Source organism: Flavobacterium phragmitis (assembly GCF_900112575.1).
GTDB classification, from domain to species: domain Bacteria; phylum Bacteroidota; class Bacteroidia; order Flavobacteriales; family Flavobacteriaceae; genus Flavobacterium; species Flavobacterium phragmitis.
The window spans coordinates 25,748-42,183 of sequence record NZ_FOMH01000005.1 but is presented as its reverse complement, the minus strand read 5'-3'; the positions used below and the strand labels follow the sequence as shown (position 1 = coordinate 42,183).

16 protein-coding genes are annotated in these 16,436 nt (G+C 33.2%); all 16 read right to left on the bottom strand.

The genetic code is table 11. The features are described from left to right. Positions 1-505: 505 nt before the first annotated feature. The gene (locus tag BM289_RS10155; RefSeq protein WP_091492932.1) at positions 506-709 is read right to left on the bottom strand and encodes a hypothetical protein; all 204 of its coding nucleotides are present in this window, start codon (positions 707-709) and stop codon (positions 506-508) included. Between the two features lie 53 nt (positions 710-762). After that, on the bottom strand, positions 763-2,163 hold the full coding sequence (locus BM289_RS10150; RefSeq protein WP_143102065.1) for an exopolysaccharide biosynthesis polyprenyl glycosylphosphotransferase: 1,401 nt from the start codon (positions 2,161-2,163) through the stop codon (positions 763-765). After that, positions 2,147-2,563, bottom strand: coding sequence for a VanZ family protein (locus BM289_RS10145; protein WP_091492930.1), 417 nt, complete (start codon positions 2,561-2,563; stop codon positions 2,147-2,149). The genes BM289_RS10150 and BM289_RS10145 overlap by 17 nt, the downstream gene beginning before the upstream one ends. Before the next feature lie 39 nt (positions 2,564-2,602). Continuing rightward, on the bottom strand, positions 2,603-4,942 hold the full coding sequence (locus tag BM289_RS10140) for a GumC family protein (RefSeq protein WP_091492929.1): 2,340 nt from the start codon (positions 4,940-4,942) through the stop codon (positions 2,603-2,605). A gap of 92 nt (positions 4,943-5,034) precedes the next feature. Then, positions 5,035-5,802, bottom strand: a complete 768-nt coding sequence (locus BM289_RS10135; protein ID WP_091492927.1) for a polysaccharide biosynthesis/export family protein — start codon at positions 5,800-5,802, stop codon at positions 5,035-5,037. A 235-nt stretch (positions 5,803-6,037) separates the two neighbouring features. Then, positions 6,038-6,784, bottom strand: coding sequence for a glycosyltransferase family 2 protein (locus tag BM289_RS10130; protein WP_091492925.1), 747 nt, complete (start codon positions 6,782-6,784; stop codon positions 6,038-6,040). Between the two features lie 242 nt (positions 6,785-7,026). Further along, positions 7,027-7,971, bottom strand: coding sequence for a UDP-glucuronic acid decarboxylase family protein (locus BM289_RS10125; RefSeq protein WP_208610245.1), 945 nt, complete (start codon positions 7,969-7,971; stop codon positions 7,027-7,029). Positions 7,972-8,017: 46 nt separating this feature from the next. Beyond that, positions 8,018-8,899, bottom strand: a complete 882-nt coding sequence (locus BM289_RS10120; protein ID WP_091492923.1) for a glycosyltransferase family 8 protein — start codon at positions 8,897-8,899, stop codon at positions 8,018-8,020. Between the two features lie 48 nt (positions 8,900-8,947). Next, positions 8,948-9,766, bottom strand: a complete 819-nt coding sequence (locus BM289_RS10115) for a glycosyltransferase family 2 protein (protein ID WP_091492921.1) — start codon at positions 9,764-9,766, stop codon at positions 8,948-8,950. A 30-nt stretch (positions 9,767-9,796) separates the two neighbouring features. Further along, positions 9,797-10,336: an LbetaH domain-containing protein gene (locus BM289_RS25800; protein ID WP_317043568.1), complete on the bottom strand. Its 540-nt coding sequence runs from the start codon at positions 10,334-10,336 to the stop codon at positions 9,797-9,799. 8 nt (positions 10,337-10,344) lie between these two features. Next, on the bottom strand, positions 10,345-11,427 hold the full coding sequence (locus tag BM289_RS10105) for a glycosyltransferase (RefSeq protein WP_091492917.1): 1,083 nt from the start codon (positions 11,425-11,427) through the stop codon (positions 10,345-10,347). A 27-nt stretch (positions 11,428-11,454) separates the two neighbouring features. Continuing rightward, positions 11,455-12,120, bottom strand: a complete 666-nt coding sequence (locus BM289_RS10100; RefSeq protein ID WP_244165355.1) for an acyltransferase — start codon at positions 12,118-12,120, stop codon at positions 11,455-11,457. After that, positions 12,117-13,262 carry a glycosyltransferase family 4 protein gene (locus BM289_RS10095; protein WP_091492914.1) on the bottom strand — a complete coding sequence of 382 codons (1,146 nt, stop codon included), beginning with the start codon at positions 13,260-13,262 and terminating at the stop codon, positions 12,117-12,119. Before BM289_RS10095 ends, BM289_RS10100 begins: the two co-directional genes overlap by 4 nt. Beyond that, on the bottom strand, positions 13,259-14,575 hold the full coding sequence (locus BM289_RS10090; RefSeq protein WP_091492912.1) for a hypothetical protein: 1,317 nt from the start codon (positions 14,573-14,575) through the stop codon (positions 13,259-13,261). The genes BM289_RS10095 and BM289_RS10090 overlap by 4 nt, the downstream gene beginning before the upstream one ends. 22 nt (positions 14,576-14,597) lie before the next feature. After that, positions 14,598-15,848 (bottom strand): glycosyltransferase family 4 protein, encoded by a 1,251-nt coding sequence (locus tag BM289_RS10085; RefSeq protein ID WP_244165354.1) that lies wholly within the window; start codon positions 15,846-15,848, stop codon positions 14,598-14,600. Then, positions 15,836-16,426 carry an acyltransferase gene (locus BM289_RS10080; RefSeq protein WP_091492911.1) on the bottom strand — a complete coding sequence of 197 codons (591 nt, stop codon included), beginning with the start codon at positions 16,424-16,426 and terminating at the stop codon, positions 15,836-15,838. The genes BM289_RS10085 and BM289_RS10080 overlap by 13 nt, the downstream gene beginning before the upstream one ends. Positions 16,427-16,436: the final 10 nt, after the last annotated feature.

Genomic DNA, 16,436 nt, shown 5'->3' with positions numbered 1-16,436 from the left:
AAACAGTAGACCAAAAAAATGGTCTTTAAATTAAGATTTGGGAAGTCTTACAAAACTGCAAGAAGGTTAGCTGTTTATTCTTTGTTTTAAAACAATTAGGAATAAACATTTAGAGATAAAGGGGGTAAAAAAGAGATTACAACTCACCAAAAGGCACTAAGTAAGTAAATTGAAGATTTGGGGATTTTGCTTTATGGGAACACAAAAAAACAGTTCGTTAAAAACAACAATTTTGATTGGTTTCAGTTAGTTTAACACTATGCGAACACAACAATCGGCATGCATTTAATTCTAAAAGGGTTAAGCCCGATATAATATCGAGCTCATTATAATCAAATTCAATTATAAATTAGCAGCATTTTTAAACACTTCTATTTCTACTGGATTAAATTCTTAGTAAAAACAAAATTGCAAGTACTGCTGTTCTTTGTCATAAAACAGTCCGCTTATCTGATTTATATATCAATAAGCACCTGAGTAAAACTAAAATTTGAAAATAATAATTTTAAACGCCAACATTCATATTTGTTGTTTCTGCTGGACTGTAACTTTTCAGTTTTTTAATTTTATCGTTCAACTTCAGAACTCGATCTAATTGTTTCTGTTGGATAGTGTATTTAGTATAATATTTATACCATTCTTTTCCAATGAAAAAGGTTGTCACTGAAACTCCAGTAAGTAAACCTATAAGGTAATTAGTAATGTCCATGATTATTAGTTATTAGTTTATTTTTAAGTTTAATATTGAGTTTGTTTTTATTATTAAAAAGCATTTTTATCTCCTTTTAGGGTTACAATAACCGTTAAGAAGCAAATCTTAATATCTTTTATAAGACTCCAGCGTTGCACATATTCTATATCGGTTGTAACGCGACGTCTCATATCAGATACTTTTTTGGTTTCTCCTCTAAGACCCGAAACCTGAGCCAGACCTGTAATTCCTGGTTTAACAAAATGACGCACCATAAAATTGTTAATGTGGTCATTATAGTCAGATGTATGTTTAATCATGTGAGGGCGCGGTCCTACGACACTCATATTTCCGATCAAAACATTAAAGAACTGAGGCATTTCGTCTAAACTGGTACGGCGTATAAATTTTCCTATTGGTGTTACTCTACTGTCTCCTTTTTGTGCCTGCTGTGTTTCGTCTCCCATGTTTACGTACATACTTCGAAATTTATAGCACCAAAATTCCTGATTCTTCTTTCCTGTTCGCATCTGTTTGTACAATACTGGTCCTTTGCTCTGTTTTTTAATTATAAAAGCCAACAAAGGGTAAAGCCAAGACAGGACGAAAACAATTACCAAAATGCTGAATGTAAGATCAAAAATTCTCTTTGCCAATCTATTATAAGCATTTTGTAAAGGCTCAAAACGAGGCTTTATGACATGAAAATTATTTAAATGGCTTGAGTTAAAATGCTTTTTTGATATGGATGAAAAATCGGGAACAAATTTCAAACGCATACAATGTTTATCACCCAGCTCAAAGAAATAATTCAAGTCTGAAATAAAGTCTGGTTTAGACACAATATACAATTCGTTGATATCATTTTTTGAGGCATCATTAATAGCTTCTGACAGTGCGAAAGTAAACTCCTCATTGCTTGTATATTCTATAGACGAATTTTCGTTAAGAATACCTAAAAAATTAATAAAGAAGGAATTACTTTCTAAATGAGAAGCCAATTCGATACTGGTTTTATTAAAGCCCCAAATGGCAACTGTATATTGTTTAAAAACCCAACCTTTTATTTTTCCAATTACCAGAGTAAATAATATTCTGGATAATAGAAAATAGGACAATAAAAAACTTAGTTGAAATAAATTTGCCTTGCTTCCAAAGTTGTACAACACATCATCCTGAAAAATAAAAATGTAGCTGTGCCATAAAACTCTTTGTGTAAAAAAAGATCTCCAGCTATTGCGGAAAAATTCATCTAAACTAAAAAGAACGTCTACTCTGTACAATTGAAAGTAAGTAACTGAAAACAGCCAGCTTAAAATTGTAATTGGAATCATTTTATTGAGAAATAAGCCATTCCATCCAATATTTTCTTCGGTCGCAAAATTCAAAAAAATCATTGTTCCAACCACCATTGCAATCATATCGGCAATAGCGCAGCACATTATGAAAGTAAATTTATGTCTGTTTCGCATTTTTTATTTTTTTCAATAAATTATAACCTAATGCACCTATTAAACTTCCAAGAATTCCATAAAAAATATCCATTAAATCTGGGCTTCTCCTTTGAATTAAAAACTGCCCTCCTTCGGCTACACTAACAATGATCGCCGCAATAATTATGTTTTGTATGAAATTTAAATTTTTGTTATTATTTACTTCGTTTATATTATTTTGTTCAGCATATAATTCTAATAGAAAACCTACAGCTACAAAAGGAACAGCAGTGCGCAAATTGTAATAATGATTACTCCAATTTAAAAGCCATCCCGGCAGATAACTCTCACTAGATAAACTAGGATCTGACAGCCAAGAAAAATAAAAAACCGCACCAATGACCAAGAACAATAGCAATAGAACTATTTTATGAAACATTTTATATTATTTAATTTTAGTAAATAGGCCTTTCTACTCTTAAGCTTCTTTTACAGTAAGACTTCTTTTGTACCAAGGTTTCTTTACTTTCGCTTCCTGATAGTGGTAACCATAACTTACGCCATAACCATAGCCGTATGCCGTTTTCATGTTTACGCCGTTTATAACAATTCCAACGTTTTTAAGTTGCTCTTTTTTGATAAAATTACCAGCATGAACCAAATTGCTTTTATCTGTATAATCATATTTTACAACAAATACGGTTACATCTGCCAGATAACTGAAATTAAGCGTATCCGATACTATCTGTACTGGAGCAGTATCTAATATGATATAATCGTAAATTGTTCTGGCTTCTTCAATCAATGATTCGAAATTAGAATTGGTTATTAACTGAGAAGGATTTGGAGGAGCTTCTCCCGCAAACAAAACATCCAGATTTTTAGAAAACTTATCGTCTTTCTGAAGGAATTTTTTCCAATCATCATCTTTATTGGCCAAGAAATCAGAAAGTCCAGATACATTTCTCTTTACGCTGAAATAGTCATGCAGTTGGGGGTTCCTTAAATCGACACCTATAAGCAATACTTTTTTATTAAGATTACTAACTGTAATTGCATTATGAAAAGCGCAGAATGATTTTCCTTCTCCTTGAATCGATGATGTGTAAAGTATTACGCTTCCTTTGCTGTCTTTCTTCCTTGGCATCAAATAGGAAATATTAGAAACCAAGGCTCGTGATGCTTCGGCAATCAAAGAACGAGAAGTTGCTGTATTGTCTAACTTATCATTCAGACTTATTTTAGGAATATGTCCTAAAATTGGAATATCCTTAATTACCTTTTGAACATCTTCTTCATTATGAATTTTGGTATCCAGAAACAAACGCATATAGGTCACTCCGAAAGGAAGCAATAAACCAAACATAAAGGCTCCTAACATAAAAGCCTTAGGCTGTGGGAAAATTGCTGAATAATTGGTTTCAGGTGCATTCAGCGTTTTCAAATTAGATTCTAAGATTGCACCATTTAAAACGGCTTCTTCTTTCTTTTGCAATAAGGCCACATAGGTTTCTTCCTTCATGTTAAGATTACTGTTGATGTTCCCCAGTACCTTATCTTTTGTTGGAATGCTTTTTACTTTCGCTTCGGCAATACTTTGCTCTGTTTTATTGGCTTTATTGTTTTGATTCAGAAAATTTAAATATCCTGCAAGAGTATTTATTATTTCTTGTTTCTGAACCTTTAATTGTGTCATTAAAGTAATATAGGCAGGATTATTGCTTGATGCTCGCTGCAATATTAACTGGCTGTCCATAAGCTTGGTATTATAATTTACAAGCATTTGGTTTACGATAGGAGATTCTAAATTATAATCGGTTCCTAAAGTCTGCGTTGGACCAGATTGTTTGATATCGTTTAAAGCAAAACTGGCAAGAGATATTTGTCTTTCGTTAAGCATAGAACTCTCTTTTTTCTGACTTCTATCTGCCGTTTTTTCGGTAATGTAATTCTCCATTACCCCGATATCGTTATTTTGTAAATACTGTTCTTTTACACTTTCGATTGAATCTTTTTCTTTACTAAAGCTTTTAATTCTTTGATTTAAGTAGGAAACGGTATTTCTAAATACTTTTTGTTTGTTGACCACAATACTTTTGTCAAGCTCCACAATAATTTCGCTTAATATTTTTCTGGAACGGTCTGGGCTTGAACCTGTATGTTTTAATTCGATTACACCTTTTGCATTTTCATCGGCCATAACCATAAGAGCTGACTTCAAACTTTTTAAAGCTTCGCCTGTTGGTACAATATTTACTTTGTATTCATTATCAAAATAAAAAGATGGATTTTTCTTGGCCTTAGCCGATAATTGAATTTTAAACGGCAGGCCTGGAACTGATTCTTTTCCGTCGTATCCTTTTGCTGTATACGTTTTTTCTGTTTCAGGATTTGTTAAGGTAAAACCTTCTTTATCCACTTTAATTTCATAAGAAACGTGCGGTAATGAATCTCTTGAAACTGTTGGAGTTAAAACAAAAGGAACTTCATTTACATAATTATTTTGTACTGTAAATACCTTTTCGAAGTAATCAAAATTTAGATTTAGATTTTTTACTACATCCAATAAAAATTCATTTGAAGTAATCAGTCTTATTTCATCTTCTAGGTTTTCTTCACCGCTCTTTTTATCAGTACTAATCCTGATTATTTTTGTTTCATCTTCCTGCTTTTTGTCAATAAAAATCATAGCCGAAGATTCGTATGTTGGCGGTACTATTTTGATAAAAATATAGGCTGCTCCCATAAATACAATCAAGCTAAGTAAAAACCAAGGCCAATACTGAAAATACTTTAAAAATTCTTTTTTCAAATCCATAACTATTCAATTAATAAGACACAGTCGCATTAATAACCGTGAGTATGTTTTTAAATCTAATTCTGAAATACTCTTTTATATTCCGTCTATTTTTATTTTACAATAACTATTATCAGAGCTGCTAAAGAAGCTGTTATTCCCAGCAATTGTATTGGGTCTTTAATTAATCCTCCACTATTGGCTTTTAATTTATTTGGTGTTACAACAATTACATCACCTTGTCTGATACGGAAATTCGGGTTAGACATCCATGAGGCCGAAGTCAAGTCTACATGATAAACCAGACGTTTTCCATCAACTTCTCTAATCAGTTTTATATCTTTTCGAATTGCTGAATACGTTAAATCTCCAGCCATTCCTATTGCATCCAGAAAACTGATTGATTCTTCTGTAAAAGACTTTACCCCAGGAGCATTTACTTCTCCCAAAATGGTAAATTTATTATTGAGCACTCTAACCTGTACAGTTGGATTTACCAAATAATTCTCGTTGATAAGACGTTCTTTTATCTTGATTTCTGCGTTGGCAGGCGTTAAACCTCCAACTTTAACTTCATTTAAAATCGGCATCATTATGCTTCCCTGCGGATTAACCAGATATCCTGATAATTTCATCATATCTACAGAAGTTTGTGTACCGGTATTTCCATTATTGATATTAAAAGGCGCCGCTACTAACGGATTAAGATCTCCCACTTCCACTTTTAAGATGTCGTTGGGCTGTATTTTTGGCGAAGTATAATTTATCGTCGAATTTGCATACTTATCCAAATCTTGTAAATACAACATTTGCTTTTTTGTGGTGCAAGATTCAAGCATCAATAAAGGCAATAAGATTATCGAAAGGAAAATTTTCTTCATGTTAATTGTGGTATATATTAGTATTCTTTGATTACTCTTAATTGAATTGAAATAAAATGAAAACTATTCAGCGCTCAATAACCCCTTTATGATATGTGACTTAAACTAAACCTGCTTTCACTTTTTTCTATTTATAATGGCTTGTCTTAAATGATTACCTTTTGATAAATTGTCTTTGCAACTTTTAATTTCTGCTTTATACTTTCTAAAAAATTAAAAGCAGAATTCTTTTTTGTTAATGGGCTATATATTGTTTTAACGCAATTGTTTTTTTAAGAAATACTGTTTCCATCGCGGCTAAACCGTGATATTTATAAATTTTATAGTCTTCTTGTAAAACTTCAAAAGCTCTTTTAAAACTGGTGCTCATACCTCCCATTCTCATTTTTACGATATAAGAATCGATGTAACTCATCTTGATTCTATATTTGTATAAATAGCGAAGTAAGAATTCTGTATCCGAAGCAATTTTAAAGTCCAGGTTGTATAAACCATGTTTTTCAATTATACTTTTCTTTAAATAAACCGTCGGATGCAATGGCAACCAGCCTTCTTTTACTTTCTTTATGTTAAAAACACCTCCTATTCGATCTCTGATCAAACGTTCGTCATTATCGTTTGAAACATAAACTCCATCGCCATAAACTCCGTCTATATTGGCCTCATTTTCAAAACGGGCTGCAATTCTTGAAATGGCTTTTCTGTCAAAAAACTCATCATCAGAATGCATTAACCCAATCACATCTCCTGTGGCTAATTTTAATCCTTTGTTTATCGCATCATACATTCCTTTATCAGGTTCTGAAATGTATTGGCTTATTCTATCTTTATAGGACTCAATAATTTCTTTTGTTCCGTCTTTAGAATTGCCATCTATAATAATATATTCGATATTATTATAATTTTGTTCCAATACACTTTTGATCGCTTTTTCAATCGTGTTTTTGCGATTGTAACATACTGTGATTATAGTAACTCTCATAAAAATTATTTTTTCATTTATAAATATTCTTCTGTAGTTAACTGCTCTTTCACAATTTCAAGTTAAAATTAAAACAAAGGTATTTTACTAAAAAAAGTTCTCGATGAAGCACCTCAAAACTCGTTAAAAGCACAAAAAAGCCAGCTTGAGAATAAAGTGTAGCAGAATCTGTTTCCTTAATAAGGAAATTGAGAAAAAAAGCAGTTGAAAAAATTAGGGTGTTTTGTTAAAGAAAAGGCCTTTTAGTGTTTCAATAAAAGTTTGTCAAAATAGTTTATTGTAGCTATTAAACCTTCACGCAATTGAACTTTAGGTTCCCAGCCGTTAAGCTTGTCTTTTGCTAAAGAAATATCAGGCTGTCTTTGTTTTGGATCGTCTTGTGGCAGATCCAAATGAATAATTTTTGATTTTGATCCTGTTAATTCAATAATAGCATCGGCCAATTCCAGCATTGTAAACTCATTAGGGTTTCCAAGGTTTACCGGTCCAAGGAAAGCAGGGTCTGAATTCATCGTTCTAATGATTCCTTCTACTAAATCATCCACATATTGAAAAGAACGGGTTTGCAAACCATCTCCAAAAATGGTAATATCTTTTCCCTGCAAAGCCTGTACAATAAAATTGGAAACTACTCTTCCGTCTGCCGGATTCATATTTGGACCATAAGTATTAAAGATTCGGATGATTTTAATAGCCACTTTATTTTGATTGTGATAGTCCATAAATAAAGTTTCGGCGCAGCGTTTTCCTTCATCATAGCAAGAACGAATCCCTATCGGATTAACATGTCCCCAATAATTTTCGGTCTGAGGGTGTACAAGAGGATCACCATAAACCTCACTTGTACTAGCCTGCAATACTTTGGCATTCACACGTTTTGCCAATCCTAACACATTAATCGCTCCCATAACCGAAGTCTTAATTGTTTTTATCGGATTGTATTGATAATGTACGGGAGAGGCAGGACATGCCAGGTTATAAATTTCGTCAACCTCAGCATAATAAGGTTCTGTAATATCATGTCGAACCATTTCGAAATACGGATTATCTAATAAATCAATAATATTAGATTTTGCTCCTGTAAAATAATTGTCTAGACAAATTACTTCATTTCCTTCATTCAATAATCTTTTACATAAATGTGAACCTACAAATCCAGCGCCACCGGTTATCAGTATTTTTTTCATTAGAATCTATTTAAAGCGTATATAATATTCCTATTTCTAAATCTTTTTAATTTTTTGATTTCATTTTTAAGAGTAACAATCTGGCGTATGATCTTCTGATATGCCATGCTCTTAAAAATTCGCCTTGATTATAATGGTAATAGGCTTTTTCCCAATCGGCATTTAAATAGCTTTTCCAAACTGAAAATCCTCTGTGAACATATTTTCCAAGTACATCCCAAGGTTTTGGAGATCCAACAAAATGAAGAATGACTTTTTTAGCTTCTGGTCTTTTATTCTGTGCAAACCAAGGCATGTTAAATTCTAAAGGCAGAAAAGCAAAATTTCCAGCAAAAAAAGCATTCAATATAGTTTGATCATGTGATCTTAATTTAGTTCCGTATTTTTTTCCAAAAGCTAAACATTGATTTTTAATATCTTTCTCACGCCAATATTTTAGATTAAACAAGATTATACCAGCGTTAAATACAGCCAGATCCATACCTAGTCCAATCTCATTGCATAAAAACGGATGATCGAGTGCATCTTTCATCTTTCCTCCGTCTACCGCAGCGATTCCTTTTCCTTGAAAATCAAATCCTTCTAATGTTAAAACATCTAACTCGACAACTAAATCTGCATCCAGATATAAAACAGCATCTTCTTTTACATAATCCTGTAACAGCAATCGTCCGTATGTAGTCAAGTCTCCCTGCAAAGAACTAAAAGTTCCAAAATGCTCATTTACATCAAAGTCAATCAACTTTACTTCATTTAAACCATAAGTCAAAAGCAGTTTGTGGATATTTGATTTGTCCTCTATATTTAAATCAGAACATAATATATAAATATTGATTTTACTAGGATTAGAACAGTTGTCTAATAACGATTTCAAGGTTACACCAAGACCAATCATTGCTAATCTATTAACATTAAATGCTATATTCATCTTTAATTTTTTAATTATTTATTCTTTTTTGTTGCTCTTAAAACCTTATTAGTTATTCCATTCTGATTCGAATTTTTTCAGAATAATAAATTGCTCGTAAATACTTTTCATTACACAGAATTTAAAGCCAACTTTACCATCCAAAAAACCCATTTTTAGTATATACATATAGAAAAATTTGAATAAAGGGCGAAATGGCATTTTATAACTCAAAGCTTTTAAAACCCTTCTTTTTTCATGAGATTCTCCAGAAATCAATTTCCCGAAAGGTATTTTTTTGAGACTTACGTTTTTTTCATTTTCTGCCTCTTCGGCTGCATATCGCAAATGTTTGACAAACCATTGATTTACGCCTTTACTAAAAAAATAATGTTCGTATGAGTTTTCCAATTTTCCTAAACCTCTTTTAAGATCACATTCTCTTTGTCCGTGACCATATTGTTCGAAGCGGGCATCACTTAGTTTATGAAAACGCATTTGATAGACAGTTCCTGCTGAATGTTTTAGCCAAGTACCCCAAAGAATTTCTTTTGCCGGCACTAAAAATGCTCCATAATGATAACTTTCTATGGCTTTGTTGCATTCTGTTCTCAAAGCATCGGTAAAGTGTTCATCTGCATCGAGATGAAATACCCATTCGTATTTAAAATCAACAGTATCATTGGCAAAATTGCGTTGTTGGGCAAAATCTGAAAATTTATTCTGAAAAACTCTTGCACCATTTTCTTTTGCAATTGCAACAGTTGCGTCACTGCTAAAACTATCGATAACAACAATATCATCGCACCATTTAATCGAATCCAAACAGCCTCCCAGCGTATCTTCTTCATTGTAGGCTAGAATGACAATACTAAATTTATTTTCCAAAGCTTATATTCTTGAGGTTATATTTATTGATTATTCAACAATTCGAAGTTTAATTAATGTGGCAGGATTGCCTCCCATTACTGCATTTTTTTCAACCTTTTTATTGACAACCGATCTTGCGGCAATGATTGCATTGTCTTCAATGGAAACTCCAGGTCCAATAAATGCATCTGCTGCAACCCAGACACCATTTCCAATAGTTATAGGTTTTAAGATTAGAGGAAAATCAGTTTTTGTATAATCGTGAGAAGAGGCACATAAATACGTTTTCTGTGAGATAACCGTATTAGCACCAATTGTTATATTACCTTGATTGTAGCAATCTACGTTTGGTCCTAAACTAGAATTGGCTCCCATCTGCAGATTCCACGGAGCCCATATTTTTACTGAAGCATAAATATGAGTAGACCATTCTATTTTTGCTCCAAAACATTTCAGTACAAAAACTCTCCATTTTTTAAATAACCGAGAAACAAATGGACGAAACAGAATTATAGCAACACAATTCCAAATCAATCTTGAAATTTTGTTTTTTAAACTGAAAGAATGATTATAAGTTGATAAGTCCAATTTGTTTTTTATTTGAGTATAATTTTGTTGTATAAATCGACGATGTGATTGGTTACAGCTTTTATTTCGTATTTTTCTTTAACCAGTTTTCTGCCCTGCCATCCCATTTGTTCCAAAACTGGAGTTGGTGTTTCCAAAGCTTCTTTTATTGTTTTTTCTAAATTCGAAACCGACAAATCGATCCACCAGCCACATTTATAAACTTCCAGATCTTCCCAAGGAGTTCCTTTTGTGGTTATAACAGGAACGCCACTTGCGAGTGCTTCTGCTATTACGATTCCAAAATTTTCACTGTGAGTGGGAAGCACCATTACATCGGCAGATCGCATAAATTCCCATTTTTCATTACCATAAAGTGCTCCAACAAAACGTACATTTTCTAAGTCATTGGCACTTTGAATTAAACTGTGAAGGTAATTTTCGTCGCCACTACCGGCTATTTCTAGTGTCCAGTCTTCCGTGTTGCTGTTTCTCCAAGCTTCCAATAGTAATTCAATACCTTTCTTTGGATGTATTCGCGATAGAAAAATCATTCTCTTGGTTCCGTAATTGATTTTAATCTCTTTTACATCGCTAAGGTCAATACCGTTAGGAATAATGCAAATCTTATTTGTAAAACCTAAAGCCTTAATATTTGCCGATTCCATACTGGCTGTCGCATGAATATAATTTGCTTTTCTAAGCGCTTTTTTTTGATACAGAAACAAGCCTAGTTTTTTTTTCCAAGAATTATTACACATAATCCAAGGTTCCAACATGCCGTGAGGAGAAACAACTACTTTGATTCCTAATCTCTGAGCTGCTTTTTGAAAACCCCAGTTTTGAGGACTCCATATTCCGTTAACGTGAACTATGTCTGGTTTTTCTGTTTTTAAAAAATGATAAAACTCATTTACAACAGAAAACCATCGTGTAATGCTGGTGTCGAAAAATTTAACTCTTACTCCTTCCAATTCAATAGGAAAAGAAGAAAATCTTGTAGCAACGATAAGCTCAATGTGGTTTTTCAATTCAGAACTCAACAATCTCATGAATTCTGTAGTTCCTCCCTCTGTTTTATCGATACCAGCTATAAAGTGGATTACTTTCATTTTAAAACTATTTGTTTTTCGTATTCTTTAATAAACAAAACCCGTTTCTCTATTAAAGTACTTAAAGTCTTGTGACAATTCTTTGATTTCTTTTGCTGGATTCCCGCCGTATAAGCGATAAGGAATCGTAAAAGATTTATTCAATAGTGAATTTGCTCCCAATACGCAATAAGGAGGCAATGATGCACCACCTAAAATTGTGGACGCAGTTCCGACAAAACAATAATCGCCGATTGTAATAGGATGACTGTCCTGAATATTTAATTCGATATTAATCGAATGTGTCAGTAATTGACTTGCATAACCTGCTACAGTAACAAAATTTCCTATCTCGATACTATTGGTACAATCGATATGATGATTTTTTGTAATGGCAGAATGTTCGCCGATAATCAGGTTTGAATGCCTGTCTTTTTGATGCGCAAAATGCTTCGAATCTGTATTAGTAGGAAATCCAGTGATCCAATTTCCTCTTGCTATGCTGGAATGTTTTCCAATTTTAATTAAATCCAAATGCACTGCTACATTAAAATTTCCAATATTGGAATTAGCATCCATAATAAGCTTTTTAGGATAAATCCATGAAAGTCCAATTCTTGCCGAAGGATCAATTTTATATTTAAAAAACTGAACGAGGATGAATCTTTTAATTGGCCAAGGCATTAAAACGGCTAAAATTTTTAATACTATCACACTTCGTTTTTTATTAATTGAACATATTGATTTACAGTATTATTAAAATCAAATCGTTTGGCATTTTCATAGCCCTTTATGACTATTTCGTTTCTAAATCTTTTATTTCTTATTTTTTGAAACTGATCTAAAAAAGAACTTGGATTATCTGGATCGGCATAAAGTGCGGCATTACCGCCAACTTCATTCATCATTGGAGCTTTGTTGCTTGTAATAACAGGTGCTCCGCAAGCCTGAGCTTCAATTATCGGCCATCCGAATCCTTCTGAATAAGACGGAAAAATCATGGCTTGACATATCGAATACAATGCTATAATTTCATTGTTTGTTGGATTATGTATTTGTATAATTCGATCGGAAACCTTTAATTCCTGAATTAAGTCTAATAATTCTGAGTTTAAGGGTTCACCTGCCAGAACTAATAATCCGTCCCAATCATGCTGCAATTCTGAAATCATATAGATTAATAATTTCCTATTCTTTCGTTCCAAGTCTGAACCAACATGCAGTATTATCTCTTTATTTTTTAACTGCTGAAATTTATCAAGGATTTTATGAACCTCATCTTCAGACGAAGGGGCAAATTTTTCAGAAATCGCGTTGTGAATTGTAATCCAGTTTTTAGTTATTCCAGGTTTGTTATCAATTTCAATTAATTGATTCAAAGTAAAATCAGATACAGTCGCTAATTTTCTTGCTCCAGATAGTGCATTCAGAATTATTTTCTGCAATACCTGTCCCGATTTTGTTGCATGGCAATAAGTGCCAGAAAATCCTAAACCTGCTCGTATTGCCAAAACATCATGACAGGTTATTATCGTTTTGTTTTTAGGCAAAAAATAAAGATAAAATGCATTTGAATGATCACAAATATGATAATTTACCGATTTGAATAAAATTAAATTCGTAAACCTCAGTAACAAGAGCTTGACAGGAAATAAGACGAATTTATCTATATAAGCCAGCCATTTTATTAAACTGTTTTTATTGAAGGCTAATTTTCTAAAAATCTCATCAGGACGAATGGTACTGACATTAAATTTTGATTTTCTATATCCTTCAGCCATCAATATTTCAAAAATCTGCATGCTGTACTGCTTATCAGGCGCGTAATTGCCAACTAAGATTATTTCTTTAATCATAATGTGCTGTTTTCTAAAGGAGTATCAACTTTATTTAAAGCTGCCATAACTAAGCCGACCATAATAACTGCAAAACCCAATACAGATGGCTGTGCCCACTGTCCTTGAAATAATGCCGGACAAGCAGCACCGCAAAGAGTGAAAGGAAGCAGTCTTTCTTCTTTTGGCAGTTTCCATGATTTGACTGTAATTCTTAAGGCCAATACTAAACGTATCAATATGACTCCGCCTCCAAAAATGATTCCCTGTTCACCAACCAAACGACCAAATTCTGTTTCTGATACCAAGAAAACAGCTTTTCCTGTCAGCATTTGCGCGCCAGCATTGGTTCCCATACCTAAATTACCTTCGAACATTGGATGAGTAAAAAGATCGATAAATGGACCTAAAAAATCTCCAACAATTCGAAGAAGGATAGATTCTTTTAAACCTCCTCCAGCACCAGTAGATCTGTTTGCGCTATCAACGCGATCCATAAAAACTTCAGTTCCTAAGCTGAATATTGTCACGTAGTTTTGTAAAACTAAAAAAGCAATAACAAAAACAACGGCTGTAAATACCAACTTACCTAACATTTTTGCACTTGTTACCGATGCCATAATAGCAAAAAGCCCTACTATGAGTACTGCTACTACTGCACCTCGGCTTATCGTCAGTGGTAAAGCAATAACTAAAGCAATGGTACTGGTGTACAATAAGATTTTTGAACAATACTCTTTAGACAACCAGAAATAATATACAAAAACGGATACCGCAGTGTAAAAAATAGATAGTCCAGTAGTAAAAGAAAATGTTCCCGGCGGTCTGCTGTATCCCATAGCTCCAGAGAATCCAGCACTACCTTCTCCTCCAATACCAACATTTATGAAAGCACTTTGCGGACTGCTAAATTGAAAATATACAATGATGGTCATGAATATATTCAGCACCAAAAGAACGCGTCCTAGTTTGAGTATATCTTCTTTTGTAAAAACTTTTCCGATGATAAAAATGAGTGGAAAATGAAGCAGCATAATTCTTGCTCCATAAATACCCACAAATAAATTTCCGTGACCAAAAGTCAATGTAATGGCTAGACTTAATAATGTGAAAATAAAACTAAATACAATGTATGGAGTCATAAATTTCACATTCAGATATAGTGCTCTAACCAATATGTAAATAGCAATTGGATCACGAACTACCAACAGTGGAGTAGCCAAACTTGGTAAGATCCATTTGCGCAAAGCCCCTTCAAAAATCCAAAGAAAAAAATAAAGCCAAATGGTAATTTTCAAGGATTTATAATTCGGAATTACTTCTTGTTCATTCATTGTTATTCTTAAAAGATATTGTCTAAAAAGTTTTTAGTAAAGAAAGCTCATCGGCCATTTCCTGACCATAAACCGACCAAGGTCTGTTCTGTGCTTTTACTTGAGCTGCTAATCCTAATTGTTTGAGCAATGCTGGTTTTTCAAGTATCTCGTTTAGTACCTCCTTAATCGCCATCGAAGATCCTGCTGGAACAATCCATCCATCATTTCCGTGATCAATTAGGTCTGGACCTGCAGTGCGGTCTGTTGTTATCACAGGAACTCCCTGCGACATTGCTTCAGTGATTACCAAACCGAAACCTTCAAAAAGCGATGGAAAAACAAATACATCATGTTCTCTCATGCAAGCCAAAATCTGATCATGAGACAATGACGGAATCCAAGTATGCTGTTCTAAAGCCTGATTAAGAGCTTTACAATTAGGAACTGCTTTATGTCCTACAATTGTTAAATCAATTTTGTCTTGCAATCCGTCTACAGCTTCAAACAAATAGGAAAGTCCTTTTCTCTGCGATAATCCGCCTACAAATAAGACTTTAAGTTTTCTATTGACAAGCGGTAGATATTCTTTTTTACTTTTCACTTCGGGAAAACCGTATGGAATAACTTTTATTTCAGGTAATTGTCCAGAGTACTCTTCTAAAGTCTTTTTGGTAAAAGTGCTGGCTACAAAAATGACATCTGCCAAAGCTAGTTCTTGGTCTTTTTTATTTAATTTTTTAGTCGAATCGTTGAAACCTGTAAGTGTCTCTGCCCAATCAGGATTAATTTCAAACTCTCTCTTCATTAATAAACGGGCACTTTTCCAATAGCCAATCGGTAAATCGTATATACAATAAAGTCCTGTTTTTTTTGCTTTTAAAAAAGTAGCCAATGCTCCATCTTCATAAGCATAAACTCCAAAAACGCCTTTTCTTTTTGCTTTAGCCAAATTATCGGCTACCCATTTATCTTGTTTATGGTAAACATTATCAATACAAAAGAACCCTTTTTCGTGTTTTACTAAATAGTTCAAACGCAGTTTTGAAGCAATCAAACGTCCAAATTCAAAAAAGGATTTGGAAACCGTAAAATCTTTCCAGTTAGCATCTAGACGTCTTCTTTTTAAATCTTTCAGTTTAGGATTTTCTCCAAGCTTAAAAAACAACTGTCCCTGAAAAATAGCAATACAAGTATATAATTTATATAGCGTGTTATTTTTGTGCAGACCACTAATTAATGCTTTAGAATTTGCATTTAATGTTGGATGTGAAAACAAAATCATTTTAGCCATGCGTTATTTGTTGCTAGAAATTCACAAGGATTATATTTTAAATTCTCGGTTCTCTTTTTTTCAATTTCTTTTGCCGGATTTCCAATTACTATCGCATAATCTTTGACATTTTTACTCACTACCGCTCCTGCTCCTACAACTGCTCCTTTACCAATACTAACACCCGGTAATATAATTGCATTTGTTGCGATCCATGCATAATCTCCTATTGAAATTGGTGCTTTTTTATGTCTCCACAAAGGATCTGAAACATCATGAGAAGCGCTTAGAATAATGACACCGTCGTTTATGCAGACATATTTACCAATACTGACTTTATCATGTAGAGCAATTTCTACTTTGCCTAAAGTGCTAAAATCATCTATCGATAAATTTTCTTTTCTACCATTAATATTAACGATTCCTATTTCGGCTGTTTCGGCTATATTGGCACCGTTATTAATTAGTTTTTTTCTTCTTCTGTTATTCTTAATTAATTCTGGAAAAGTCAATAAACGTTTGGCCCAGCTAATAAAAAAAGCTTTGCTGAACGGATGGTATTTGATTCGGTTTTTCCATATATATCTTAGGCTGGCCATATCTTAAAAC